At 69.3% G+C, this 24818-nt stretch carries 28 protein-coding genes; 14 read left to right on the forward strand and 14 right to left on the reverse strand.

Features of this window, described 5'->3' with window-relative positions; genetic code table 11:
• Positions 1-52 precede the first annotated feature (52 nt).
• Complete coding sequence (locus ACWGIC_RS34680) at positions 53-721, reverse strand: response regulator transcription factor (RefSeq protein WP_452080147.1); 669 nt, start codon at positions 719-721, stop codon at positions 53-55.
• A gap of 42 nt (positions 722-763) precedes the next feature.
• The gene (locus ACWGIC_RS34685; protein WP_452080148.1) at positions 764-1957 is read right to left on the reverse strand and encodes a sensor histidine kinase; all 1194 of its coding nucleotides are present in this window, start codon (positions 1955-1957) and stop codon (positions 764-766) included.
• Positions 1958-2107: 150 nt separating this feature from the next.
• Here ACWGIC_RS34685 and ACWGIC_RS34690 point away from each other — a divergent pair, with 150 nt between their 5' ends.
• The 5 genes from ACWGIC_RS34690 to ACWGIC_RS34710 all read left to right on the forward strand — a co-directional run bounded on the left by ACWGIC_RS34690 (position 2108) and on the right by ACWGIC_RS34710 (position 6453).
• Positions 2108-2614: a hypothetical protein gene (locus ACWGIC_RS34690; RefSeq protein ID WP_452080149.1), complete on the forward strand. Its 507-nt coding sequence runs from the start codon at positions 2108-2110 to the stop codon at positions 2612-2614.
• Positions 2611-3660 carry a peptidoglycan-binding protein gene (locus tag ACWGIC_RS34695; protein ID WP_452080150.1) on the forward strand — a complete coding sequence of 350 codons (1050 nt, stop codon included), beginning with the start codon at positions 2611-2613 and terminating at the stop codon, positions 3658-3660. The genes ACWGIC_RS34690 and ACWGIC_RS34695 overlap by 4 nt, the downstream gene beginning before the upstream one ends.
• Positions 3657-4355, forward strand: a complete 699-nt coding sequence (locus ACWGIC_RS34700) for an ABC transporter ATP-binding protein (RefSeq protein ID WP_452080151.1) — start codon at positions 3657-3659, stop codon at positions 4353-4355. The genes ACWGIC_RS34695 and ACWGIC_RS34700 overlap by 4 nt, the downstream gene beginning before the upstream one ends.
• On the forward strand, positions 4352-5551 hold the full coding sequence (locus ACWGIC_RS34705) for an ABC transporter permease (RefSeq protein WP_452080152.1): 1200 nt from the start codon (positions 4352-4354) through the stop codon (positions 5549-5551). The genes ACWGIC_RS34700 and ACWGIC_RS34705 overlap by 4 nt, the downstream gene beginning before the upstream one ends.
• Before the next feature lie 263 nt (positions 5552-5814).
• Positions 5815-6453 carry a response regulator transcription factor gene (locus ACWGIC_RS34710; RefSeq protein ID WP_452080153.1) on the forward strand — a complete coding sequence of 213 codons (639 nt, stop codon included), beginning with the start codon at positions 5815-5817 and terminating at the stop codon, positions 6451-6453.
• A gap of 6 nt (positions 6454-6459) precedes the next feature.
• On the opposite strand, the gene ACWGIC_RS34715 is transcribed toward ACWGIC_RS34710, so the two are convergent.
• Positions 6460-7083: a response regulator transcription factor gene (locus tag ACWGIC_RS34715; protein ID WP_452080154.1), complete on the reverse strand. Its 624-nt coding sequence runs from the start codon at positions 7081-7083 to the stop codon at positions 6460-6462.
• A gap of 137 nt (positions 7084-7220) precedes the next feature.
• On the opposite strand from ACWGIC_RS34715, the gene ACWGIC_RS34720 reads away from it, so the two are divergent.
• From ACWGIC_RS34720 to ACWGIC_RS34730, 3 genes are all read left to right on the forward strand, one after another.
• On the forward strand, positions 7221-7796 hold the full coding sequence (locus tag ACWGIC_RS34720; protein ID WP_452080155.1) for a TetR/AcrR family transcriptional regulator: 576 nt from the start codon (positions 7221-7223) through the stop codon (positions 7794-7796).
• Positions 7797-8026: 230 nt separating this feature from the next.
• Positions 8027-8740 (forward strand): ABC transporter ATP-binding protein, encoded by a 714-nt coding sequence (locus ACWGIC_RS34725; RefSeq protein ID WP_452080156.1) that lies wholly within the window; start codon positions 8027-8029, stop codon positions 8738-8740.
• Positions 8737-9471: an ABC transporter permease gene (locus tag ACWGIC_RS34730; RefSeq protein ID WP_452080157.1), complete on the forward strand. Its 735-nt coding sequence runs from the start codon at positions 8737-8739 to the stop codon at positions 9469-9471. The genes ACWGIC_RS34725 and ACWGIC_RS34730 overlap by 4 nt, the downstream gene beginning before the upstream one ends.
• Here ACWGIC_RS34730 and ACWGIC_RS34735 read toward each other — a convergent pair.
• The 3 genes from ACWGIC_RS34735 to ACWGIC_RS34745 form a co-directional block, all read right to left on the reverse strand.
• Complete coding sequence (locus ACWGIC_RS34735) at positions 9468-10037, reverse strand: hypothetical protein (RefSeq protein ID WP_452080158.1); 570 nt, start codon at positions 10035-10037, stop codon at positions 9468-9470. The two genes, ACWGIC_RS34730 and ACWGIC_RS34735, sit on opposite strands and share 4 nt — an antisense overlap.
• The gene (locus ACWGIC_RS34740) at positions 10034-10567 is read right to left on the reverse strand and encodes a hypothetical protein (protein ID WP_452080159.1); all 534 of its coding nucleotides are present in this window, start codon (positions 10565-10567) and stop codon (positions 10034-10036) included. The genes ACWGIC_RS34735 and ACWGIC_RS34740 overlap by 4 nt, the downstream gene beginning before the upstream one ends.
• Before the next feature lie 61 nt (positions 10568-10628).
• Entirely contained in the window at positions 10629-12104 is a 1476-nt protein-coding gene (locus ACWGIC_RS34745; RefSeq protein ID WP_452080160.1) for a flavin-containing monooxygenase, read from the reverse strand.
• An 80-nt stretch (positions 12105-12184) separates the two neighbouring features.
• Here ACWGIC_RS34745 and ACWGIC_RS34750 point away from each other — a divergent pair, with 80 nt between their 5' ends.
• Entirely contained in the window at positions 12185-12829 is a 645-nt protein-coding gene (locus ACWGIC_RS34750) for a TetR/AcrR family transcriptional regulator (protein WP_452080161.1), read from the forward strand.
• On the opposite strand, the gene ACWGIC_RS34755 is transcribed toward ACWGIC_RS34750, so the two are convergent.
• The 5 genes from ACWGIC_RS34755 to ACWGIC_RS34775 form a co-directional block, all read right to left on the reverse strand.
• Entirely contained in the window at positions 12816-13673 is an 858-nt protein-coding gene (locus tag ACWGIC_RS34755) for a sigma factor (RefSeq protein WP_452080162.1), read from the reverse strand. The two genes, ACWGIC_RS34750 and ACWGIC_RS34755, sit on opposite strands and share 14 nt — an antisense overlap.
• Positions 13674-13684: 11 nt before the next feature.
• Positions 13685-14713 (reverse strand): NAD(P)/FAD-dependent oxidoreductase, encoded by a 1029-nt coding sequence (locus ACWGIC_RS34760; protein ID WP_452080163.1) that lies wholly within the window; start codon positions 14711-14713, stop codon positions 13685-13687.
• 66 nt (positions 14714-14779) lie between these two features.
• Positions 14780-15241 (reverse strand): GNAT family N-acetyltransferase, encoded by a 462-nt coding sequence (locus ACWGIC_RS34765; RefSeq protein ID WP_452080164.1) that lies wholly within the window; start codon positions 15239-15241, stop codon positions 14780-14782.
• Positions 15242-15483: 242 nt separating this feature from the next.
• Positions 15484-17064 (reverse strand): ABC-F family ATP-binding cassette domain-containing protein, encoded by a 1581-nt coding sequence (locus tag ACWGIC_RS34770; protein ID WP_452080165.1) that lies wholly within the window; start codon positions 17062-17064, stop codon positions 15484-15486.
• A gap of 160 nt (positions 17065-17224) precedes the next feature.
• Positions 17225-18040, reverse strand: a complete 816-nt coding sequence (locus ACWGIC_RS34775; RefSeq protein ID WP_452080166.1) for a helix-turn-helix transcriptional regulator — start codon at positions 18038-18040, stop codon at positions 17225-17227.
• Positions 18041-18124: 84 nt separating this feature from the next.
• Here ACWGIC_RS34775 and ACWGIC_RS34780 point away from each other — a divergent pair, with 84 nt between their 5' ends.
• Positions 18125-19465 (forward strand): MFS transporter, encoded by a 1341-nt coding sequence (locus ACWGIC_RS34780; protein WP_452080167.1) that lies wholly within the window; start codon positions 18125-18127, stop codon positions 19463-19465.
• Here ACWGIC_RS34780 and ACWGIC_RS34785 read toward each other — a convergent pair.
• The gene (locus tag ACWGIC_RS34785) at positions 19419-20102 is read right to left on the reverse strand and encodes a class I SAM-dependent methyltransferase (protein ID WP_452080168.1); all 684 of its coding nucleotides are present in this window, start codon (positions 20100-20102) and stop codon (positions 19419-19421) included. The genes ACWGIC_RS34780 and ACWGIC_RS34785 overlap by 47 nt on opposite strands.
• Before the next feature lie 40 nt (positions 20103-20142).
• Positions 20143-20706: a class I SAM-dependent methyltransferase gene (locus ACWGIC_RS34790; RefSeq protein ID WP_452080169.1), complete on the reverse strand. Its 564-nt coding sequence runs from the start codon at positions 20704-20706 to the stop codon at positions 20143-20145.
• Between the two features lie 87 nt (positions 20707-20793).
• Here ACWGIC_RS34790 and ACWGIC_RS34795 point away from each other — a divergent pair, with 87 nt between their 5' ends.
• Positions 20794-21372: a helix-turn-helix domain-containing protein gene (locus ACWGIC_RS34795; RefSeq protein WP_452080170.1), complete on the forward strand. Its 579-nt coding sequence runs from the start codon at positions 20794-20796 to the stop codon at positions 21370-21372.
• Here the strand turns inward: ACWGIC_RS34795 and ACWGIC_RS34800 are convergent.
• Positions 21362-22195 (reverse strand): RNA polymerase subunit sigma-70, encoded by an 834-nt coding sequence (locus tag ACWGIC_RS34800; protein WP_452080171.1) that lies wholly within the window; start codon positions 22193-22195, stop codon positions 21362-21364. The genes ACWGIC_RS34795 and ACWGIC_RS34800 overlap by 11 nt on opposite strands.
• A 62-nt stretch (positions 22196-22257) precedes the next feature.
• Here ACWGIC_RS34800 and ACWGIC_RS34805 point away from each other — a divergent pair, with 62 nt between their 5' ends.
• From ACWGIC_RS34805 to trpA, 3 genes are all read left to right on the forward strand, one after another.
• A complete protein-coding gene (locus ACWGIC_RS34805; protein WP_452080172.1) occupies positions 22258-22875 on the forward strand; it encodes a maleylpyruvate isomerase family mycothiol-dependent enzyme in 618 nt (205 codons plus the stop codon).
• A gap of 69 nt (positions 22876-22944) precedes the next feature.
• Positions 22945-24102, forward strand: coding sequence for a tryptophan synthase subunit beta (trpB, locus tag ACWGIC_RS34810; protein ID WP_452080173.1), 1158 nt, complete (start codon positions 22945-22947; stop codon positions 24100-24102).
• A complete protein-coding gene (gene trpA / locus ACWGIC_RS34815) occupies positions 24099-24812 on the forward strand; it encodes a tryptophan synthase subunit alpha (RefSeq protein WP_452080174.1) in 714 nt (237 codons plus the stop codon). Before trpB ends, trpA begins: the two co-directional genes overlap by 4 nt.
• Positions 24813-24818: the final 6 nt, after the last annotated feature.

Below are 24818 nucleotides of genomic sequence, written 5' to 3' on the forward strand. Positions count from 1 at the left end.
TTTGTGGTAAACATTTTCCATCAAGGGGCCATTCACGGACAGCAGGCGGGGTTCAGCCGGGCGCGGCCGCCAGCCGGTAGCCGGCCCCGGCGACCGTCTCGATCACCGGCGGCGATCCCAGCTTCCGCCGCAAAGTCATCACCGTGACCCGAACCGTGTTGGTGAACGGGTCGGTGTGCTCGTCCCACGCCTTTTCCAGCAACTGCTCCGCGCTCACCACCGTCCCGCCGGCCCGCATCAGCACCTCCAGCACCGCGAATTCCTTCGGCGACAACGGCAGGAACCGGCCGTCGCGGGACGCCTGGTGCCGCGGCAGGTCCAGGACCAGGCCGGCCGACTCCAGCACCGGCGGCAGCGCCGGGCGCGCACGGCGGGCCAGCGCGTGCACCCTGGCGACCAGCTCGGCGAAGACGAACGGCTTGGTGAGGTAATCGTCGGCGCCGAGGTTCAGGCCTTCGATGCGGTCGGTGACGTCCGCGGCCGAGGTGAGCATCAGGACCCGGGTCTCGCCGCCCGCGTCGACGATCGCGGCGCACACCTCGTCGCCGTGGACACTCGGCAGGTCCCGGTCCAGGACGACGACGTCGTACGCGTGCACGGCGACGCGTTCGAGGGCTTCACCGCCGTCGTAGCAGACGTCCACCGCGATGGAATAGCGGCGCAGCCCCTCGGCGATGGAATCCGCCAGGAGCGGCTCGTCCTCAACAATCAGCACCCGCATGCGATCATCATGCCCTGAACCGCGATAAAAGCGGGATAAGGATCAGGCGGGCAACCGCACCTCGACGGTCAGCCCGCCGTTCGGATTCGCCCGTGCCGACACGTCCCCGTCGTGCGCGCGGGCAACGGAACGCACGATCGACAGACCGAGTCCGGAGTGGTCCCCCGCCCCGGTGCGGTCCGGTTTCCCGCGCCGGAACGGCTCGAAGAGACCCGCGACCGCTTTCTCGTCCACAGTGGACCCGGAATTGCGCACGGCGAGCGCGGGCGTCGCGCCGATCACGACTGTCACCCAGCCGTCCGGCACGTTGTAGCTGATCGCGTTGCTCACGAGATTCAGCACGAGACGTTCGAGGAGCACGGCGTCGCCGACCACAGTTCGCGCGCGCAGCCGGGTTTCTACCGTCACCCCGGCGGCTTTCGCTTGCTCGGCCGTGAGCTTCACGACCGATCGGACCACTTTGTCCAGTCGCACCGGCGTGCGTGCACTGAGACCGCGGTCGCTGCGCGCGAGGATGAGCAGACCCTCGATCAGCCGTTCGCTGCGTTCGTTGGTCTGCAGCAGATGCGTGCCCAGTTTGGTCAGCACCGGCCCGGCATCGGGATTCTCCAACGCGACTTCGATCAGCGTGCGCTGCACGGCGAGCGGGGTGCGCAACTCATGCGAAGCGTTGGCCACGAACCGTTTCTGGCTGTCGAACGAACCGGCGAGACGGTCCAGCATGCTGTCGAAAGTGTCGGCGAGTTCCTTCAGTTCGTCGCGCGGGCCGTCGAGGTTGATCCGCTGGTCGAGCTTCCCGGCTTCGAGACGGCGGGCGGTCGAGGTGATCGTGTGCAACGGCCGCAGTGCGCGTCCGGCCATGAACCAGCCGAACAAAACGGCCAGCGCCGCGGTGGCCACCAGCGCGATCGCCGAGGCTAAGACCAAAGTGGACATTGTCGAACTGCGGTAGTCGGTGAGCACGGCGGTGGCCACTTGCTCCGCCGAGGCGAAGGGTTCGTTCAACGGCATCGCCGGGGCCGATTCGGTGTCGGCAGTGACCTGGCTGAGCCGCATCGAAGCCCCGTCGCCGAGATACTGCGCCGGTGCGGGCAGTTCGTTGCTGACGACGACGTAGGTCACCACCACCAGCACGATTCCGGCCAGCAGGAAGAACCCGCCGTACAGCGCGGTGAGCCGGGTGCGCACGGACAGCCGCAGCGGCCCCCGGCGCCCGGCGGCGCTCTTCTCGGCCAAGGGGTTCCTCCCAGGTCGTCGCTGTCGAGGAGTCTGACAGATCCGGGGATAAGGAGAGGATAAACAAGATCGCTTAACGGGCCTGTATCGCCGCGTCGGTACTACTGGGCCACCGGCGGGAACCACCCGCTCGAGCGAAGGAGAATCCCGATGCGGAAAGCACGGCTGGCGGCGGCCGGGGCGGGATTGGCGCTGGCGCTGCTCACCGGGTGCTCGTCCGGGGACACCGCGCCGCAGGTGCCGTCGATCTCCAGTCCGAAAGCGAGCCAAGGCCAGGACGCCGCCGCCGGGAAAGCCGATCCCGCGGCCGACCGGGACGCGATGCGCAATTACGCGAAATGCATGCGCGAACACGGCGTCGACACCCCGGACCCCGGCGAGAACGAAGCCCCGTCCGTCAGCTTCTCCAACGATCCCAAGACCATGACGGCGCTCGACGCCTGCAAGAAGCTGCTGCCGGGCGGCGGAGTGCCGAAGAAGCTGACTCCCGAGGAGCTGGACAAGGCGCGCAAGGACGCCAAATGCATGCGGGAGCACGGCGTCGACATGCCGGACCCCGACGCGAACGGTGGCGCGCAAGCACTGCCGATGCAGGACGACGGGACCAAATTCGAGGAAGCGCTCAAGGCGTGCGGAATGGGAATGGCCGGAAAGTGACCAGGAAACGAGCGCGCTGGTTCATCGCCGCGGGAGCGACTGTCGTCGTGGTCGGCACGACCTCGGCGGTCGTGCTGACGCAGGTCGCCTCCGGTGGCGAACCGGCCGCGGCGGCCAAACCGGTGGCGACCGCCGAAGTGACCAAATCGGACCTGAAGGAAGAGGAGAACGCGACCGGGAAACTCGGCTATGGCAAGGAATCCACGTTGAGCGGGAAGAAGAACGGCACGGTGACCTGGCTTCCCGGACGAGGCGACGTGCTCGGCCGAGGAAAGACGGCGTACACAGTGGACGCTAAGCCGGTGCCGCTGTTCTACGGAACTCTGCCGTTCTACCGCGTACTGAACGACGGCGTGGACAAGGGCCCGGACGTCAAGGAGCTTGAGGAGAACCTTAAAGCGTTGGGATACAGCGGTTTCGGCATTCCGGACGAGAAGTTCACCTCAGCGACCGCTGCCGCGCTCAAACGGTGGCAGAAGTCGCTCGGCCTTGAACAGACCGGGTCGTTCGATCCGGCCGACGTCCTGCTGGCCCCCGGCGAGATCCGGGTTTCGGCGGTGACCGGGCAGCTCGGCGGGCCCGGCGCGGGCGAGGTCTTCAAGTACACCGGCACCGCCCGCGTCGTGGAGGCCGAACTGGACGCGACCAAGCAGAGCGTCGCGGTCAAGGGAGCGAAGGCGTCCGTCTCGCTGAACGGCCGCACGCTGACCGGCACGGTCACCGACGTGAGCAACACCGCCGCGGAAGACAAGGAAACCGGCAAGGCCAAGGTCGCCCTCCAGATCCGGATGGACGACTCGGCGGCCACCGGCGACGTCATCGACGTCCCGGTCTCCGTGCGGTTCACCAAGGAGGTCCACCAGGACGTGCTGGTGGTGCCGGTCGGTGCGCTGGTCGCGCTCGCCGAAGGCGGGTACGCGGTCGAGGTCGACGAGCAGGGCAAGCGGCGGCTGGTCGGCGTCGAGACCGGGTTGTTCTCTGGCGGCCAGGTCGAGGTCAAGGCCGCCGGTCTGCACGCGGGCCAAAAGGTGGTGACCACGTCGTGATCCCCGTCCTGGCCGCGTATCGGGTGTCGCGCACCTACGGCGGGAACGTGCCCGCGCTGCGGAAGGTTTCGCTGTCCTTTTCGGACGGTGAGATGGCCGCGATCGTCGGGCCGTCCGGTTCCGGCAAATCCACGCTGCTGCAACTGATGGGCACGCTCGACCGGCCGACCGAGGGCCGGATCGAGATCCGCGGACACAACGTCGCACAGCTGTCCGACCGCAAACTCGCCGCACTGCGCTCGCGGTGGATCGGGTTCGTATTCCAGCAGTTCTTCCTCGACGAAGGCGAAACGGCGGCCGACAACGTGTGCGGCGGCCTGCTCTACAGCGGGGTGCCGAAGCGGAAACGGCGGACGCGGGCGTTGGAAGCGCTCGACCGGGTCGGGCTGGGACATCGCGCCGGACATCTGCCGGGCGAACTGTCCGGCGGCGAACGGCAGCGGGTCGCGATCGCGCGGGCGGTCGTGAACACGCCGCCGATCCTGCTCGCGGACGAACCCACCGGAAACCTCGACACCGGCAACGGCGCGGCGGTGCTGTCCTTGCTCGCGGAACTCAACGCCGCCGGGACCACGGTCGTGCTCATCACGCACGACCGGGAGATCGCGGCCGGAATGCCGCGCCGGATCGAGATCCTCGACGGGGAACTGCGGCTCGACACCGGAGCGGCCGACCTCACGGGAGCACCGCAATGATCGCGCCGCCGAGCCCGAACCGGCTCAGCCCCGCCGACCTGCTTTCCCTCGGCGCGCACGGAATGCGCACCCGTCCGCTGCGCGCGATGCTGTCCGCCCTCGGCATCGCGATCGGTGTCGCGGCCATGGTCGCCGTGCTCGCCATCCCGGCCTCCGCGGACCAGGCGCTGCAAGACAAACTCGCCGCGATGGGCACCAACCTGCTGCGCGCCGAAGCCGGGCAGACCCTATTGGGCGGCTCGGCGAAACTGCCGGATTCGGCGGTCCCGATGGTGCGGCGGATCGCGCCGGTCGAGGGCGCGGCGGAGGTCGGCAAGGTCAGCGCCAAGGTGTATCGCAACGACCGGGTCGGCAAGGCCGATTCGGCGGGCGTCTCGGTGTTCGCCGCGCGGCCGGATCTGCTGCCGCTGCTCGGCGGGAAGGTGCGGACGGGAACGTTCCTCGGCCCGGCGAACCAGCGGTTCCCGGCGGTCGTGCTCGGCTCGGAAGCGGCGGCGCGGCTGGGGATCGACCACCTCGACCCGGCGCGGCCGCCGCAGATCCTGATCGGCTCGTCCTGGTTCAGCGTCGTCGGGATTCTCGCCTCGATGCCGCTCGCGCCGGAGGTGGAGCGTTCAGTGCTGATCGGCTGGGACGTAGCCAAGCAGGTCTTCGGCTTCGACGGCCACCCGAGCACGGTGTACCTCCGCGCGCGGGAGTCGCAGGTCAACGCGGTCCGTTCGGTGCTCGCCGCGACGATCAACCCGGCCGCGCCGAACGAGGTGGCCGTCGACCGGCCGTCCGACGCGCTCGCCGCGCAGCAGCTGACGAAGAACACCTACGGCGCGTTGTTCCTCGGCCTCGGCGGGGTGGCGCTGCTGGTCGGCGGCGTCGGCGTGGCGAACACGATGGTGATCTCGGTGCTGGAGCGCCGGCGGGAGATCGGGCTGCGCCGCGCGCTCGGTGCGACGCGAGGCCAAGTCCGCGGGCAGTTCCTCGCCGAATCGGTGCTGTTGTCCGGCTTGGGCGGCCTCACCGGAGTAGTGCTCGGGATCGGCGCGACCGCGGGCTACGCGCTCAGCCAGGGCTGGCCGGCGGTGCTGCCGCCGGCCGCGCTGGTCGGCGGGGTGGCGGTTTCGGCCGCGGTCGGGGCGATCGCCGGGGCGTATCCGGCGATGCGGGCCGCCCGCCTTCCCCCGGCACAAGCGCTGGCCTGAACGTCCGCCGGCCGGGTCGCGTGAACGCCACCCGGTCGTGCGGGCAATAACCAACACTGGACTCCCGTCTAGTGCTATGGTTCAACTACGGTTACATGTACTAACTTTCGATTGAGTTCCTAATCAACTCCGACTGCCGGGGGTACCGCAGGCACTACCGCGGTCCGGCAGCGCAGGGGATCGAATCCGCGCGCCGGACCACGGATCCTCGGCTGGCGGAGAACGCGGCGCCGCCGCCGGGAACGACTGGTCTGTGAGCTGACATGAGCGCATTGCCCGAACGAGTAGCGATCATCGCCAACGACCCGATCAGCGGCGAGGGCGCCGCCGCCTACCTGCGCGGCGCGCCCCGCTACGCGGTGATGGGCGCCGCCGAGGTCCCGCGCGCGGACGTCCTGCTCGTGATCGTGCCGGAGGTCCGCGAGAAAACCCTGCTCGACCTGGCCCGGATCCGCCGGTCGGCGCTCGTGCCGGAGGTGCGCTCCGTGCTGGTCGCCGACCGGATCGACCAGACCGAGCTGAGCAGGCTCGGCGGATTCGGCCTGTCCGCGGTGCTGTACCGCGGCTCCGCGACGCGCGAGAAGATCCTGGACGCACTGGCCGCCCGGGTCCCGAAGGCCGAACCCGAGGAGGACCGCGCGACCCGGCTGGCGGACGAGTTCCGCGTCAGCGAGGGCGAGGCCCGCTATCCGCGGGGTTTCCTCGACCGGCACCGGCTGCAGACCCGCGAGGTGGAGATCCTCGGCCTGCTCGCGGACGGCCTCGGCACGGTCGAAATCGCCGACCGGATGGCGTATTCGGAGCGGACGATCAAGAACATCATCAGCACGCTGCTGGTGCGGTTCGATCTGCGCAACCGCTCGCACGCGGTCGCGTACGCGCTGCGGACCGGCATCATCTGAACGAGCTCAGATCGCGCCGTTCCGGAGCGCGTAGGCCACCGCGTGCGTCCGGTTGCGCAGGTCCAGCCGCTGCGACAGATCGTGGATGACCTTCTTCACCGCGCGTTCGGAGAAGTTGATCTTCTCCGCCGTCTCCGCGGTGCCGAGGCCGTCGGCCAGCAGCCGCAGCACCTCGATTTCCCGCTGGGTCAGGCCGGAACTGTGCGTCGGGCGCGGCTCCATCGGACGACGGCAATGGCTGAGCAGCGTCCCCAGCGCCGCCGGGGGCAGGATCCCGCCGCCGCGAGAAGCGGTCAGCACCGCGGCGGCCAGCTGCTCGCTCGACGTGCGCTCGCGGTTCAGCAGGGCGACCACGTTGCACTCCACCGCCGTCAGCACCGCCGCGCCCGAGGCCTCCTCGTCGACGAGCAGGACCACCGGAGCGTCCACAGTGGCCTTGAGCCCGCGCAACGTCGCCGTCGCCTCCACCGACAGCAGCTCGGCCGCGACGATGAGCACGTCGACCTCGTCGGCGACCACGGAGAACTCCGGCCTGGCCTGCAGCCAGCTCCGGATTCCGCTGTCGGTAAGGGGATCCGAGGCGTGAATCAGCACCCGGACCGCTTCCTCGTGCACCGCCGCCCCGTTCATCCCGCTCCCCCTCCTCCGGAGTTGCCGAACCTAAGGCCCCGGCGGGACGACCGGCGATCCCGCGCGGGGTAAAGACCAGGTACAGCCAGCTGTACCGCCCATGGTCCCGCGATACTGGAGCGGACGAAAGGACGCCGATGGCACGGACGGGACGCCGCCCCGGGCAGACCGAAACGCGGGAGGCCATTCTCACCGCCGCGCGGGACCTGTTCGGGCGGCACGGGTACGAGGGCGCGACGATCCGCGCGATCGCCGCCGAGGCGGGCGTGAATCCCGCGCTCGTGCACCATTTCTTCGGCAGCAAGGACCAGGTCTTCGCGACCGCGCTGCACCTTCCGGCCGACCCCGGCGTCGTGGTCGCCGCGATCCTCGACGGCCCGCGGCCAGAGGTAGGCGAACGGCTCGTGCGGCTGTTCCTGACGCTCTGGGAAACCCCGCAGTCGCGCGACGCGTTCTTCGGCCTGCTGCGTTCGGTGTCGACCACCGAACAGGCCGCGGACATGCTGCGCGGCTTCATCCAGGGCGCGCTGCTGGACAAGATCGCCGACGCCCTCGACCTCCCGCCCCTGCGCGTCACCGGCATCGCCGCCCAGCTCGTCGGACTCGCCATGGTCCGCTACGTCGTCCAGGTCGAACCCCTCGCCGGGGCCAGCCACGACGAGGTCCTCGCGCTGATCGCTCCCGCCGTGCAGCAATACGTCGACCGGCCCTAGGTTCCGCCCGCCCCAATGTGGCATTGGGTGCTCCATCCATGCCCCCGCCACCGCCCTCAACGGAGGCACTACGCGCCGCTGGCTCATTCAATGCACCGAACGCCACATTGGGTGCGTCGCATGCACCCAATGCCACATTGGGGCGCTTCCCGGCCACGCACCCAACTCCGCCTCCGAGCGATGCCGGCCCGTGCTTGACAGGGAAATTCCGCACGCGCAGAATTAAACGCATGACTAATTCCGCAGTGGTCATCGACGACCTGCGGGTCGTCCGCGGTGGCCGGGAAGTGCTGCGCGACGTGAGTTTCCGCGTCGAGCCCGGTTCGGTGACCGGACTGCTCGGGCCGAGCGGCTGCGGGAAAACCACGCTGATGCGCGCGGTCGTCGGCGTGCAGATCACGCACGGCGGCACGGTCACGGTGCTCGGCGAACCGGCCGGAAGCCGTCGGCTGCGCAAGCGGATCGGGTACGCCACCCAGGCGCCGGCGGTCTACGCCGACCTCACCGTCACCGAATCCCTGCGCTACTTCGCCTCCGTGCTGGGCGCGCCGCCGGAGTCGGTGGCTGACGCGATCGAGCAGGTAGGCCTCGGTTCGCACGCCCACTCGCTGGTCGGCAAGCTTTCCGGCGGCCAGTGCAGCCGGGCCAGCCTCGCCGTCGCACTGCTCGGCCACCCCGAGCTGCTCGTACTCGACGAGCCGACCGTCGGCCTCGATCCGTTGCTGCGCGAGCATTTGTGGAACGTTTTCCACCGCCTCGCCGCGGACGGCACCGCGCTTCTGGTGTCCAGCCACGTCATGGACGAAGCCGCCCGCTGCACCCGCTTGCTGCTGATGAGCGACGGCGCGCTGCTTGCCGACGATTCGCCGGACGCCCTGCGCGCGGCCACCGGCGAACAGGACCTCGAACGCGCGTTCCTGCATTTGGTGAAGGCCCAGCGATGACTGTCTCGATCACCCTCGCCACCACCCGCCGCATCCTCGCCCAGCTGCGGCACGATCCGCGCACCGTCGTGATGCTCGTGCTCGTGCCGACGCTGCTGATGGTGTTGCTGCGCTTCGTCTTCAACTCGGCCGTCGTGTTCAGCCGCATCGCGCCCGCGCTGCTCGGCGTGTTCCCGTTCGTGATCATGTTCCTGATCGCCTCGATCACCACCCTGCGCGAACGCACCGCCGGCACCCTGGAACGGCTGATGACGATGCCGCTCGGGAAATTCGACCTGCTCGCCGGGTACGCGCTGGCGTTCGGTCTGGTCGCGGTGCTGCAGGTGGCGGTCGCGACGGCGGTGAGCCTGTGGTGGCTCGGGCTGTCGGTGGCCGGTTCGGTGTGGTCGCTGCTGCTGATCACCGCGCTCGACGCGTTGCTGGGCATGGCGCTGGGCCTGTTCGTCAGCGCGTTCGCGACGAGCGAGTTCCAGGCCGTGCAGTTCATGCCGCTGTTCGTGCTGCCGCAAACGTTGCTGTGCGGGCTTTTCCAGCCGCGCGACGAGATGGGCTGGGTGCTGCACTGGCTGTCGGACGTGATGCCGCTGTCCTACGCCGTCGAAGCACTGACACAGGTGACGCACAGTTCGGAGTGGACGATGACGTTGACCCGCAACATTCTCATCGTGCTGGGATGCGCAGTGCTGGCGCTGGGTCTCGGGGCGGCGACGCTGCGTCGTCGTACGCCTTAGAGACGGCTCGCCGCTGCCTCGTAAGCCGCGCGGTTGCGGTTGAGCCATTTCGCGAAGTACTGGTCTGACTGGGCGTAGACGTATCCCGGCGGGACGAACAAAACGGCGAAGACCACGAACGTCCCGAGCCCGATGATCGCCAGCTTCAGCACGGCGTCCGGCGGGTTGCCAGCCATAAAGGACAGTCCACATACGACTGCGGCGAGGAGGCCCATTCCCGCTGCGGCAAAGAAAGCCCCGCGCACGTTCCCCGGGGTACGCCCAGCGGGCGGGTGCGAACCCGGGTTCAACGCACGTTCGATCGCGGGCCTGCTGCGCCAGACCAGCGTTCCCCCGAGCCACAGGACCGCGAAGAGGACTCCGCCGCCTGCCAGGCTGAACCCTCCCGCGGCGGAACGGGCCAGCACTCCGACCAGGACCCCGCTGACGCCGAACAGCCCGGCGAGACTCGCCGTCATCACCCGGTAAACGCGCCGCGTAGTGACGATCGCCTGCAGCCGCGCGGTGTAGTCGCGCAACCGTTGCTCGGGAGTGTCCGCGACCGCACGGACCTCATACCCGCTCACGGTTTCCGGACGAAACCAGCCGCGCGGAGCCGGTCGGTCTCGCGGATGTCGATGCTCGTCCGCACCCCGTTGCCCACGGTGGTGTCGCCGTTCAGCACACCGAGCGCGATGATCACGAAGCCGAGCGTGCGGATCAGCATCGCCCACCCCGCCTTGCCGAGCCCGATCCGGCCGCCGTCGCTGAGCCGGACCAGCCGGATCCCGTTCAACAGCGCGCCGAGGCCGCGTCCGTTGCCGTAGAACCAGCCGTACAGCAGCGGCACCACGATCAGCCCCGCCACCCCGAGCACGCTCGCCCCGACCGCGGCGTCGAAGGCGTTCGATTTGAAGTAGTACGCCACCGCTGCGGCCGCCGACAGCCCGGTGACCAGCAGGAAGTCGACCAGCCACGCCCAGATCGTGGAAGCGGTGCGCGCCTCGACGTACAGCTCGCCGTTGTCGAACGCACGAATCCGCGCAGCCGCGCCCTTGCCGAGGACGGGTTCCGCCTGCGCGCGGAGGCGGGCCATGGCGTCTTGGTCAGTCTTCACGCAACTCTCGACGCCGCGCGCGGGCCACAGGTTCCCCTGGCGGGCGCACCTCACCCGCGGCTCAGGCGAAGCTGTAATCCTCCAGCGGGAACCGCGCCGCCTCCCGGTGCGCGCTGATCGTCGACGTCGGCCGCAGCAGGGTCGCCTCGCCGTGCTGGTTGAAGTAGTAGCTGTTGGCCGTCGCGCACTGCCCGAGCGCGAACACCGAGTGCCCGACCTTGTGCTTCATCCGGCCGAGGAATTCGTCGTTCGCCCGCTGGGTCACCTCGAACACGCCCGAACCGCGGGCGCGCATGCCCTTGAACAGCCGGTCGAGATGCTTCATCTGGCATTCGATGGTCGTGAAATACGACAGCCCGCTGTAGGAATACGGGCTGTTGAGCGAAACCAGGTTCGGGAACCCGGGGACGGTCACGCCCTCGTACGCCTGGAACCGGTTGTCCCGCCACCACTTCCCGAGGTTCTTGCCGTCGCGGCCGATGATCTCGATCGCCGGGAAGTTCGTGTCCCACAGGTTGAAGCCGGTGGCCAGCACGAGCGTGTCGATCTCGGTGCGCTTGCCGTCCGCGGTGACGATCCCGGTTTCGTCGATCCGCTCGATGCTGGTCGTTTCGAGGTGCACGTGCGGGCGGGTGAAGGCCGGGAAGTAGTCGTTGGAGAAGGTCGGCCGTTTGCAGCCGAAGGAGTAGTCCGGGGTGAGCTTGCGGCGCAGTTCGGGGTCGCGGACCTGGCGGTAGAGATGCGCGCGGCACCAGCGTTCGGCGATCCGGTTGGCTCCGCGGAACTGCCGGTACTGCACGACGCCGGAGATCATCATCAGCTCCAGCACCGAACTGCCCGCGAGCCGCACCGCGCGCTGCACCAGCGGCAGCCGCGCGAACGCCTGCTGCAGCGCCTTCGGCACGGCGTAGTCCGGCTTCGGGCTGACCCAGATCGGCGTGCGCTGGTAGACGGTCAGCTCGGCGGCGACCTTGGCGATCTCCGGGATGAGCTGGACGGCCGTCGCGCCGGTGCCGATCACCGCGGCGCGCTTGCCGGCGAGGTCGTAGCTGTCGTCCCACGCGGTGGTGTGGATGACCTTGCCGGCGAACCGGTCGATGCCCTCGATGTCCGGCATCTTCGGCTGCGAGAGGAACCCGGTGGCGGTGAGCAGGTATTTCGCGGTGACCGTCTCGCCGCCTTCGATGCTGACCCGCCAGCAGGAGCCCTCCCAGGTCGCGCCGGTCACCACCGTGCCGAAACGCATCGAGGCGCGCAGGCCGTACTTGTCCGCGACGTGCTCGGCGTACTTCTTCAGCTCCGCCCCCGGCGCGAACAGCCGCGACCAGTACGGATTGGGTTCGAACGAGTAGGAGTAGGTGGACGACGGGATGTCGACGGCCAGCCCCGGGTACCGGTTCACGTGCCAGGTCCCGCCGAGATCGTCCTCGCGGTCGAGAATCAGCAGGTCGCGGTAGCCGAGGCGGCGGAGCTGGATGGCCGCTCCCATGCCGCCGAAACCCGCGCCGACGATGACGGCGTCGTACTGCGCGTCCATGTCCGACCTCTCGTCCGGAACTACTTGTCAGTAACGGAACGGTATGTCACTTCAGCGAGCTTGGCAATACACTGCACTGCGTGACAGCCGAGTCCCAGGAGAGCGCCCGCACCACCCGCGCCGAGCGCAAGAAGCAGGAACTGCGCCGCGAGATCATCGACGCGGCGTTCGACTGCTTCGCCGACCTCGGCTACCACGCCACCGGCATCTCCGACATCGCCGCGAAGCTCGGCATCGGGCACGGCACCTTCTACCGCTACTTCCAGAACAAACGCGACATCGTCGACCACGTCATCGACGACCTGGTCGCCCGCATCGTCACCGCGCTCACCGCGGAGAACGCGCCGGACGCGGTGTCCACTTTGGACGCCTACCGCGAGCAGACCGCCCGGATCGGCGACGCGCTGGCGCAGATCTTCGGCGAGGACCCGCGTGTCCCGCGGCTGCTGCTGTTCGAAGCCGCCGGCATCGACAAAGCGATGGCCGCGCGGGTGCTGGACTTCTTCGAACTGGCCACCGAGCTGACCGCGGCGTATCTGTCCCACGGCGTGGAACTCGGGTACCTGCGCGCGGATCTCGACATTGAGAACAGCGCGCGGGCGATCAACGGCATGATCCTGGCGTCGGCGATCGCCTCGCTGCGCAACCCGGATCCCGGCGAACAGCGCCGGCTGAGCGAGGCTGTGCGGCGGATGATGTACGACGGGATCGCTAGGCGAGACTGATGCCGGCCAGCTTGTCGGGGTTGCGCACGAAGCACAACGTCGACACGCCCTCCGCGCCGGCCCGCACGGTGACCGTCATCGTCGCCTTGCCGTCCTGCAGGAAAACCGCCCCAGCGCTGCCGTTGATGATCGCGGGCACGATGGTCACCTCTTCCATGGTGGAGATTCCCACGAGGAACTGCGCGATCCGGTCCGGGCCGAACAACGGTTTGCGGGCGGCCAGCACCTTGCCGCCGCCGTCGGAGTACAGGACCGCGTCCGGTGCGATCAGTGCGGCGACCTTGTCGATTTCGCCGGACAGCACTGCCTCGGCGAGCTTCGCCAGCGCCTCGGCGTCGCGATTTCCCTGATCCGGCAAGGAATCGCCGATCGCCGAGGTCACCGCTCGTTGCGCGCGCGAGACGAGCTGGCGGGCCGCCGCGGGTGTCGTCTCCAGCACCTCGGCGACGGAGGGGTAGTCGACGTCCAGCACCTTGCGCAGGACATACGCCGCCGCCTGCTCCGGAGTCAGCGTGCTCAGCACGAAGTCGAGAGCCTGACCCAAACCGTCGCGATGCAGCACCTCCCACTCCGGAGAATCCCCCTCCACCACCGGCTCCGGCAGCCAGGGGCCGGGATAGTTCTCGCGCCGGCGACGCTGCGCGCGGACCGCGTTGAGCGCCAGCCGCGACACCATCACCGACAGGAACGCGTGCGGGGCGCGGACCGTGTCGAGATCCACCCGGGACCAGGTCTCCCACGCGTCCTGCACGACGTCCTCCGCGTCGTACCGCGAACCGGTGATGTGGAAGGCTGCGGCGAGCATCGTCGACCGATGCGCGGTGAAGACGTCGCCGTGATCCATGACGGTCAAGTCTAAGCACCTGCCGGCCACGAGTAGCGACCCGCGCGATCCCGTTCCTGTGTCAGCCATCGCACAGTCATCCGGCAGATCGTCTCCTTGACGAGCCCGCCTGCCCGGCCGTCGATCGCGAGCGCGCGCTCGGTGTCGTCCGAGTGCAGGAACTGGACGCGCCCGCGCCCGCTGCCGAGATCCGTGCACTGGAGCACGTAACCCATCCGGAACGCCTTCCCGGCGCGCCCTTGGCGGCGCTCGGTGATGACATCGGCGGCGTGCGCGCCCATCGGCAACGCCGTCGCGCACGCGGCGCGGAAGGAGCTGTGCACGGCGTCGCCCGCGCCGAGAATGTTCGGGTGGCCCGGCACGGTCAGCTGCTCGTCCACCAGCAACCGGCCGATTTCGTCGACCGGCAGCCCCGAATCGGCCGCGAGACTCGGCACGGTGAACCCGGTGGTGTCCACCACAAGCCCCTCGATCTCGGCCGGATCGACGCGGCGGCCGATCTCGATCTCGACGCCTTGTTTGGCGAGAAACCGCAGGTGCGCCTCGATCGCGCGGCGGTCCGGGGCAGTGCTGACCAGCTTGACCGCGCGCCCGGCCTCGCGGAGCGCCCCGGCCAATTCGACCCCGGTCAGGCCCGCGCCGACGATGGTGACCGGAGCGTCCGGTGCCTCGGCGAGGGCGGCGCGGAGCCTTTCGGTCTCCTGCTCGGAAACGATCCGGTAGGTGCCGTTTTCGGCGCTGGCCCCGGAGCCGACCGCGTAGAGCAGGGTGTCGTAGGGCAGGTTTTCGCCCGAGGCGAGCTGGACCTTGTCGTCGCCGATCTCCGTCGCGGTGTCGTGGACGACCTCGACGGCGGGGTTCAGCACGGTTTCCAGGGCGAGCCGGGCGTCTTTCCGGAGACCGGGTGCCACCCGATGCAGCCGGATCCGCTCGACGAACCACGGATTCGGCGTGACCAGCACCACTTCCTCGCCGCGCCCCGCGAGCCGGTTCGCTGCCATCACCCCGGCGTAGCCACCGCCGAGCACTGTCGTCGTCATGCTGTCCTCCTCCGCTTTGGGGGTCTTTCAGCGGATGGACACCGGCCGCTCGAAATCTGTGACAGCTCAGATCCGGCGAGACAGATAGGTGCTGTTCGGGTCGTCCCGGTAGCTGCCGAACGGTGGGCAGGGAGTGAAACCCGCTCGCGCGTAGAGGGCGCGGGCCGGGGCGAAGAAGGGCATGCTGCCGGTCTCCAGCGAGATGCGTTCGATGCCGCGGTCTTTGGCGTCCTGGAGCAGGTGGTCCAGGAGCTTGCGGGCGATGCCTTGCCCGCGTCGGGCGGGGTCGGTGCGCATGCTTTTCAGTTCCTCGTGCCGTGGTTCCAGCGCTGCCAAGGCCGCGGTGCCGACGATGCGCTGGCCGCTCTGGACGGTCCAGAGCCGGACGCCGGGACGCTGGAGTGCGGCCAAATCGAGGGCGTGCCGGCTCTCGGCGGGGGCGGTCGGGGCTAAGTCGTCCAGGTGGGCCTGCAGGAACGTCTGGAGTTGCGGGTCCGCGAAGTCGGCTCGGTCGATCAGTAGAGGCATGCGGCCAGGTTGCCCTGCGGATGTTTCACGGTTGTTGCCTCGGGCGTTGAACGCTCCCCAATGTGGCGTTGGGTGCATGCGACGCACCCAATGTGGCATTGGGGCGGCGTGACATAGATGTCCGTGAGGGCCACCTTGAGGGAATCAGATTCCCTCAAGGTGGCCCTCACGGACGTTGGCGGCGTGGCCGACCGGGCACCGCACCCGCCTACTGAGAAAACCCCATTGGGGCAGGGAACGACCTAAAGCGCCAACCTCGGCCAGGAAGCCGTGTCCCGCAACAACTGCCGGTCGTGCGTGGCCACCACCACCGCGGCAGGAGTCGACTCCAGTGCAGCGGTCAGCTCGTCCACCAACGTCGCGGACAGGTGGTTCGTCGGCTCGTCCAGCAGCAGCACCTGCGGACGCGCGGCCAGCACCAGCGCCAGATCCAACCGCCGCCGAGCCCCGGTCGACAGTTCGGCGATCGGACGGTGGCGGTCGTACCCGCTGAGCAAACCGGCGTCCGCTGAACCCGGGAACCGTTGCTCGAGCAGTTCGGCGGCGGTGCGCCGGGCGGGCAGGTCGGATTCCTGGCCCAGCCAGCCGATCCGCACCGACCGGGCCCGGGTGACCGCGCCCGACGTCGGCTCCAGCGCCCCGGCCAGAACCGCCAGCAGCGTCGATTTCCCCGCCCCGTTCCGGCCGGTGACGACGAGCCGGTCCGCGCCGCCGAGGGTCAGGTCGACCGGCTGGTCCAGCCGTCCGGCGACGCTCACCCCGGCGGCCCGCAGCGCGACTGTTCCTTGGTGCTGCGGCAGTTCCGGCAGGACGAACCGCGCCGGCGGCGGCGGAACGGCCACCACGTGCGCGCTCAGTTCCTCCTGCCGCCGGTGGACGGCTCGGACCAGCCCGGGCGCACGGGTCGCGCGGGTGTGCTTGCCGTGGCCCTTTTCCGGACGCCAGTTGTCCCGCAATCGGTTCTGGGCAGCGGAAAGGTCGTCCGCCAGTCGCTGCCGTTCGGCGAGTTGTTCAGCGTGCAGTGCCTCCCACCGGGCCCGTTCGGCTTGCCGGGCGTCGACGTACGCCGCATAGCCACCGCCGTAGCCGCGCGGGCGGCCGTCGCTCGACGGGTCGAGGTCGAGCACGGTCGTAGCGACGTCGGCGAGCAAGGCGCGATCGTGGCTCACCAGCACGACTACGCCTGAGTACGCGCGCAGCCGCTCGGTGAGGTGCGCGAGGCCGGACGCGTCGAGGTGGTTGGTCGGTTCGTCCAGCAGCAGCACGGAATGCCCGGCGCCGAGCAGGCACGCCAGCCGGACCCGGTGCCGCTGCCCGACTGACAGCGTCCCCAGTGGACGGCTTCGGTCGTCAACCGCGTTCAGCGCGGCCAGCGAGACCTCGACCCGCCGGTCCGCGTCCCACGCGTCGAGGGCTTCGGCGTCCGAGAGCGCGGCGGCGAAGGCGTCTTCCGCACCGGGCTGTCCTTCGGCAAGCGCGGTTGTCGCGGCTTCCAAGCTGGCCAACGCGGTCCGTACCGCTGCCAGTTCGAGATCGATCAGATCGCCGACGGTTTCCTGTTCTGTCAAGGGAATCTGCTGATCGGCGACCCCGATCGTGCCCGCGCGGCGGACCTCGCCGCGGTCGACCGGCTGGGTCCCGGCCAGCACTTTCAGCAGGGTGGTCTTGCCGCGGCCGTTCTCGCCGACAATGGCGACCCGGTCGCCGGCCGCCGCGACCAGATCGACCCCGGCGAGCACTGGACGACCGCCGAAGGTGACGTGGACGTCGGACAGCCGAACGTGCGCCGTGCGCACGAGCGCAGGCGAAAGCGGAGATGTCATGAGGGAACTGCCTCCGGAGAAATGTGATGAACAGCAAGGACGAGGGCCGGTGCCGCGAACGCGCGCGGTACCGGTGGAGGCGGTACTCCCTCAGAGGTAGAGCTGGTGCTGTATCACGATCGCCAGGATAGAGATCTTCCCGGCGGCGCGCATCCGAATTTCACCCTGCGAGCGACGGGAGCTTCGCGGCGGTGCCGGGATCGGCGGGCAAGCAGGCGAACAGCTTCCGGCCGGTCTCGTCCATAGTGGACAGCTTGACGTAGTCGAAGGCGAGCACGCCGGCCCGCGGATGGTCGAACACCCGCCGGTTTCCGGCGAACGGCGCGACGTCGTGGGCGGCCCACCACTCGCCGAACTCCGGGCTCGCCTCGCGCAACGCCCGCACCAGCTCGCCACCGCGCGGATCTTCGGCCCGGCGCGCGGCGTCGGCGCGGTACTGCGCGAGCAGATTCCGGGCCTGGCCGGGCCAGTCGACCAGCAGCGCGCGGATCCGCGGCACGGCGAAAACCAGCCACAGCAGGTTCCGCTCGCCAGCGGGCAGCAGCGCCGGATCGCCGATCAACGCGGCCTCGGCGCGGTTCCACGCCACGAAGTCCCAGCGCGCGTCGAGCACGTACGCCGGATTCGGGTCCAGCGCGTCGACCATGCCCTGCAGCAGCCGCGGCGTGGACGCCGGCTCCCGGTCCGGCGGCGGTTCCTCGGCGAGCGCGAAGAGATGCAGCCGCTCTGTCTCGGAAAGCCGCAGTTCCCGGGCAAGACTTGCCAGCACCTGGCGGCTGACGGTGATGTCCCGCGCCTGTTCGAGCCACGTGTACCAGGTGACGCTGACCCCGGCCAGTTGCGCGAGTTCCTCCCGGCGCAGGCCCGGCGCGCGACGGCGCGGCCCCGCCGGAAGACCGACCTCGGCGGGGGTGAGCCGGTCGCGCCGCGAACGCAGGAAGTCCGCGAGAGCGCGTCGGCGCGACGCAGGCAGCATGCGTTCCTCTCCGATCCGGGTAGTGCTGATACCAGCATATTCGCCTGCTACCCCCGCTCCCGGCCCGCTGCCGACGATCAAGACATGCATCCCGCTGTTCCCCGTGCCCCGTGGGGCTCACTGGCGATCCTGCTCATCGGCGTTTTCATGGCGGTCCTGGACACGTTCATCGTGTTCGTCGCCGCCCCCGCCATCCGAGCCGACCTCGGAGCCTCGCCCGCCGAACTTCAGTTGCTGCTCGCCGGTTACCAGCTCGCGTACGCCGTCGCGCTCATCACGTTCGCGCGGCTCGGCGACCTCCGCGGCCGGAAGCCGGTTTTCCTGGCCGGCCTGCTGCTGTTCACCGCCTCGTCGGCCGCGTGCGCCGCCGCGCCGGGCGCGGGCTGGCTGGTAGCCGCGCGGTTCGTCCAAGGACTCGGTGCCGCGGCGATGTTCCCGCAGGTGCTCGCGATGATCCACGTGGTGGTCCCCGGCCCGCAACGGCCGCGTGCGTTCGCCGTGCTCGGTGCCGTCATCGGGCTGTCCGGCGTCAGCGGCCAGCTGCTGGGCGGGGTGCTCGTGACCGCGAATCTCTTCGGCAGTCCGTGGCGGTCGATCTTCTGGGTCAACGTCCCCGTCGGGTTGAGCGCCCTCGCCCTCGCTGCCCGGTTCCTGCCCCGGACCCGGCCGGACCGGTCCACCAGGCTGGACCTGCGCGGCACCGCGGTGCTGACCGTCGCCCTCACCCTGCTCGTCGTGCCGCTCATCACCGGACGGGAAGCGGGCTGGCCGCTGTGGTCCTGGTGCAGCCTCGCCGGAGGCGGGCTCGCGATGGCGTTCTTCGCCGCTGTCGAACGGCGGGTGCCCGCACCGCTGATCCGTCCAGGGCTGCTGCGGCAGCGCGAATTCCGCCTCGGCATGGGCCTCGTGCTGCTCACCTACGCCGGGATCAACTCGTTCTTCCTCGTGCTTTCCCTTGCCCTGCAAGACGGTCTGGGTTTCAGCCCGCTCGACGCCGCACTGACGTACCTGCCCTTCGCCGTCGCCTTCCTCGCGATGAGCCTCCTCGGGAGCCGAGTGCCCCGAGCCCCGCTGACCGGCGCGGTGATCGCCGGGGTCGGCTACGCCGTCCTCATCGCGCTGTCTGCCAGCCTCTGGTCCTTCGTCCCCGCGCTAGCGCTTATCGGCGCTGGTCAGGGCCTGCTCGTGCCGCCGCTGTTGAACCACGTCCTCGCCGCCGTCCCCCGTGCCGACGCCGGGATGGCCTCCGGCGTACTCGCGACCGGCCAGCAAATCGGCGGAGCGCTGGGAGTAGCGGTGATCGGAGCGGTTTACTACTCCGCGCTTCCGGGGTCGCCGCTGCACGCGCTCGCGCTCGCGTGCGGCGGGATCCTGGCTCTCACCGCTGGTGCGCTTGTGGTTCTACGGTTGCTGCCGCGCCGATGAACGCTCGAACCGCCAGCACGATCGGAAGCGGAGTCCCGGTCTCGGCGAACCGTTCGAAGGTCAGTCCGGCGTCGAGGAGCCCGTTCAGCAGTTCCGGCAACGGCCAGTGCGTGGCACCGACCTTGTCGCGAATCCCCTGGTCAGTCCACGACTCCTTGGTCCAGTGCCCGTCGCGATAGCCAGGCCGGACGACCACCGCGGCCGGATCGCTGCGGTCGGCGAACCCTCCGCAGAAACACGGGTGGACCCCAACGTGCACGAACACTCCGCCCGGCCGCAGCACCCGGCTCGCCTCGCGCAGCACGGCGAGATACGCGGGCATGTCGGTGTGCACCAGCACCGAGACGACCGCGTCGACACTGCTGTCCCGCACCGGCAACCGCGCGGCGTCGGCCTGTGCGATCGGCAGCCTGGTGCGGGCGTGCCGCAGCATTCCGCTGGACAGGTCTACGCCGAGCGGAGTCCAGCCCAGCTCCCGCACCACGTCCGCGTGCACACCGGTGCCGCACCCGATCTCCAGGCACACGCCGCTGCCGTTGCCGAGAAGAGCCCGCAACGCGCCCGTACCGGGGTTCACCGGTTGGGCGCGAAGGAACTCCTCCTCGTACCAGTCCGCGATCTCGTCATAGGCCGCCACCTCTCCAGTGCACTACCGAACCGCTCCCGGCCGCCACCGATTACGCGTTAGGCGAAGAAACCTTGCGGGCACAGAGAATCGTGTCGTGCAATTCCCCGCCGGGAACCTTTCGCGTCCGGTTCTCGGCGAGCGTGATCACCCACTGCTCAGGGTCCAGCCCGACGTCGTGGACGGTGATCGTCGACTCGGGCGGATGCAGTTCCCCGTGGTGATGCCCGACCACGAGCAACGTGCCGCCCGGCGCGACCCACTCCGCGATCCGCTCGAACAGCGGGCCGGCAGCGTGCACGTAGTGGGTGGCGACCAGGTCGAACTGTCCCTCCGGAGTCCATTTCAGCAGGTCAGCGCACACCCACTCGACCGCGCTCGACCGTTCGCGGGCATGCCGCAGCACCTCCTCCGACAGGTCGACCGCCGTCACCTGCCAGCCGTTCTCGGCGAGCCAGACCGCTTCGGTGCCCTCGCCGCAACCAGCGTCCAGTGCCCTTCCCGGCGTGAGCTTCCACGCCTCCTCTACCAGCTGCGGATGCGGTTCGAGCTGCGCGTGCCCGGCGGCGCCAGCCCAGTGCTCGTCCCAATAGGACTGATCGAATGCATGCGGCACAACGGTTCCTTTCCTGGTTCCCGTTCCACCTTGCAAACCCTCCGGCACGACTGGCAAGCAATCTTGCCAATCTGTCAAACTCAGGCGATGGACGACGATCGTGCCCTGGACGCAGTCGGCCCCCGGTTGCGCGAGCTGCGCCGGAAGCGAGAGGTCACGCTCGCCGAACTGGCCGCGCAGACCGGCATCGCGGCCAGCACGCTGTCCCGGCTGGAATCCGGCAACCGGCGGCCCACCCTGGAACAGCTGCTCCCGCTGGCCCGCGCGCACGGCGTGACCCTCGACGAACTGGTCGACGCCCCGCAGACCGGCGATCCGCGCGTCCACCTCCGCCCGATCAGCTGCGCCGGCGGCATGACGATCCTGCCGCTGACGCGCCGCCCGGGCGGGATCCAGGCGTACAAGTTCATCCTGCCGGGCCAGCGAAAGAAACAGGAACCCGAACCCAAGACGCACGAGGGCTACGAGTGGACTTATGTCCTCAATGGACAGTTAAGGCTAGTGCTCGGCGAGCACGACATGACGCTTTCCCCTGGCGAGGCAGCGGAATTCGACACCCGGGTACCGCACTGGTTCGGCGCGGCATCGGCGGAACCGGTCGAGTTCCTGAGCCTGATCGGGCGGCAGGGGCAGCGTGCGCACGTTCGGGCCGCGCCTAAGGCGTGACCGTAGCGGGGAGCCCGAAGGACGGGAAATGCTCCGCGCCTAGGAACGACGTGAGGTCGCAAATCCGGTCTTCGCGCAGGGTCAGGACGGTGATCGACCACGCCTCGTGCGGGACAGTCGCCGAACCGCCGAGGTAGAACGCCACCGCGGGCTGGGCGTTCGCGCTGGTCAGGCGGAAACGCCAGCTGGGGCAGCGCGTCATCGGGACTTGGAAGGCGAACTCCACCACGGCGTCGCGCCCGCGGTACCACTGCGGCAGCGGCGGCATCGACCAGGTGACGTCCTCGGTGAGCAGGTTCACCAGGCCGTCGACATCGCCTTCCGCGAGGGCCGTCGCGAAGCCGGTCACCAGTTCCTGGAGCCGGGCGTCGTCGAGGGTGCGGAGCGTCTGCTGCTGGGTCCGGGCGGGGACGTGGTCCGCGACGGTCCGGCGGGCGCGGGCCAACGCGGAGTTCACCGAGGTCACGGACGTTTCCATGATGGCTGCGATCTCGGCGGCGGAGAAGCCGAGGACGTCGAACAACAGCAGCGCCGCTCGTTGATTGCCCGGCAGGTGGCGGCACGCGGCGACGAAAGCGAGTTCGACCGCCTCGCGTTGTTCGTAACTGGCCGGGGGAGGGTCGGGATACGGGCCCAGCCAGGTGCGCAACGCACTGCGGCCCTCGAACCCTGGCAACCCGCGCCACGCTCGCAGCAGTGCCTCCTGCACGGCGTCGTCGGCATCGTGGATCGAGCCGAGCATTCGGTAACAGTGCGCACGCAATTCCGTACGCAACGGGGCCACCGCACGGGTGAACGCGGCTTCTGAAGAAAATTCCCCCACGACCGACGATTCTGCCGCATCCAGCCGGTCTCACCTGGCAACCACTACCGAGGAGACCTGGAATGACCGCCCTCTGGCCGCAGATTCACGCCGAACGCGCCGCGCTGGCCGACGACCTCGCCGAGCTGCCTGACACCCGCTGGACCACGCCTTCGCTGTGCGACGGGCTCTCCGTCCGCGAGGTGCTGGCCCACCTCACCGCAGGAGCGTCGCTCACGCCGGCGCGCTGGATGGCGGGCGTGCTCCGCTGCCGTTTCGACTTCGATCGGCAGGTCGCGCTGCGCTTGGCCGAGCACCTCGGCGACAGCCCGGCCGACACCCAAGCCCGTTTCCGCCGGGTCGTCACGAGCACGACCAAACCGCCTCTGCCGGTCGTGGCGATGCTCGGCGAGACGGTCGTGCACGGAGAGGACATCCGCCGCCCGCTCGGCATCCGCCGCGAGTATCCGCTCGACACGCTCACCACGGTGGCGCGCTACTACCTCAGCTCCGACCTCGTCGTGCTAGCGAAAGGGCGCGTCCACGGCCTGAGCCTCGCAGCCACCGACAGTGACTTTTCCGGCGGCTCGGGACCGCTCGTGTCCGGCTCGACCCTCGCCCTGATCATGGCGATGACCGGCCGTTCCGCGTACCTCGACGAGCTGGACGGCGACGGCGTCGAGGTCTTGCGGCAGCGGTGACGGGCTTGCACTCCGCCGCCAAGAGTTCTATAACAGTGGAGACAGTTATAGAACTCTAAGGAGCTGCTGATGCGCACCCCAACCCAGGAAGGACGCTTCGGGGAGTACGGCGGGCGCTGGGTGCCGGAATCCCTGGTGCCCGCCTGTCTCGAAGTCGCCGACGCGTTCGAGAAGGCCTGGGTCGACCCCGGCTTCCGCGAGCAGCTCCAGACGATGCTGGCCCGGCACGTCGGCCGTCCCACGCCGGTGACGCCCGCTGAACGGTTGTCCGCCGAACTCGGCGTGAGCGTCGCCTTGAAGCGGGAAGACCTCACGCACACTGGATCGCACAAAATCAACAACGCGGTCGGCCAGGCGCTGCTCGCGCGGCGGATGGGCAAGCAGCGGCTGATCGCCGAAACCGGGGCGGGGATGCACGGCGTCGCGACCGCCACCGCGGGTGCGCTGCTCGACCTGCCGGTCACGGTGTTCATGGGCGAACAGGACGTCGAACGCCAGTCGCACAACGTGTTCCGCATGCGCTACCTCGGCGCGGAGGTCGTCCCGGTGCGCTCCGGCAGCCGTACGCTCAAGGACGCGACCAGCGAGGCGATGCGGCATTGGGTCAGCTCGACCGAAGAGGCGCACTACTGCCTCGGCTCGGTCGTCGGGCCGCATCCGTATCCGTGGATGGTGCGGGAATTCCAGCGGGTCATCGGCGAGGAAGCCCGCGAGCAGTACGCCAAGGTGCCGGATTTCGTCGTCGCTTGCGTCGGCGGCGGATCCAACGCGGCGGGCACTTTCGCGGGATTCGCCGACACCAGCGCGCGGCTGATCGGGGTGGAGGCGGTCGGCGGATCGGGCGCGACCTTCGGCCAAGCCGGGGTGCTGCACGGATCGCGGTCGCTGTTCCTGCAGGACGAACACGGGCAGATCCGGGAAGCGCATTCGATCGCGGCCGGGCTGGACTATCCCGGTGTCGGCCCGGAACACGCGCACTTGCGCGACCTCGGCCGGGCTCGCTACGTCGCGGTCAACGACGAAGCAGCACTCGCCGCCGCGGCGCAATTGGCTCGTACCGAGGGAATCATCCCGGCTCTCGAATCCGCGCACGCGCTCGCCTGGGTAGCCGAAGCCGCTGGCACACCGGATCTTCCGGCGGGTTCAACGGTGCTGCTCACCCTGTCCGGACGCGGCGACAAGGACATCGCCACGCTCATCGCCCGCTCCGAGGAGTCCCGCGCATGAAAACCGACCGCAAAATCCTGATGCCGTACATCACCGGCGGCGTGAATCCTCAGTGGACAGATTACCTCCCGGCGCTCGCCGCAGCGGGTGCCGACGCGATCGAGGTCGGCATCCCGTTCTCCGATCCGACGCTGGACGGTGTGACCATTCAGGAGGCGTCCAACGTCGCGCTAGCCAACGGCACGACTCCGCAGAGTGTCCTCAACGCACTAAAAGAGACCACAGTGGACGTTCCGCTCATCGTGAGCACCTACGCCAACTTGGCCGTCCGAAAGGGTTTCTGCGCGCAGCTGAAAGATGCTGGGGTGGAGGGCTTGATCGTGCCGGATCTTCCCCTGGAAGAGCTGCCCGCGATCGAGGAGGAAATCGAGCTGGCATTGCTGGTCTCCCCCGCGACGCCAGCCGATCGAGCACACGAGATCGCCGCACGGAGCCGAGGTTTCGTCTACGCCGTCTCGTCGATGAGCACCACCGGCGAACGCGACCACCTGCCCGCCTCCGCGACCGAACTCGCCGCCCGGTTGAAGAACACCACCGACCTTCCGGTCCTCATCGGCTTCGGCATCTCGAAACCAGCGCACGCCGCCGAGGCCGCGCGGGCAGCCGACGGGGTGATCGTGGGGGCGGCGATCATGCGGCGCGTGCTCGACGGCGCCGGTCCGGAGCAGGTCGGCGAGTACGTCGCGACGATGCGTGCGGCGCTGGACTAGAATCCG

The organism is Amycolatopsis sp. NPDC054798 (genome assembly GCF_053611505.1).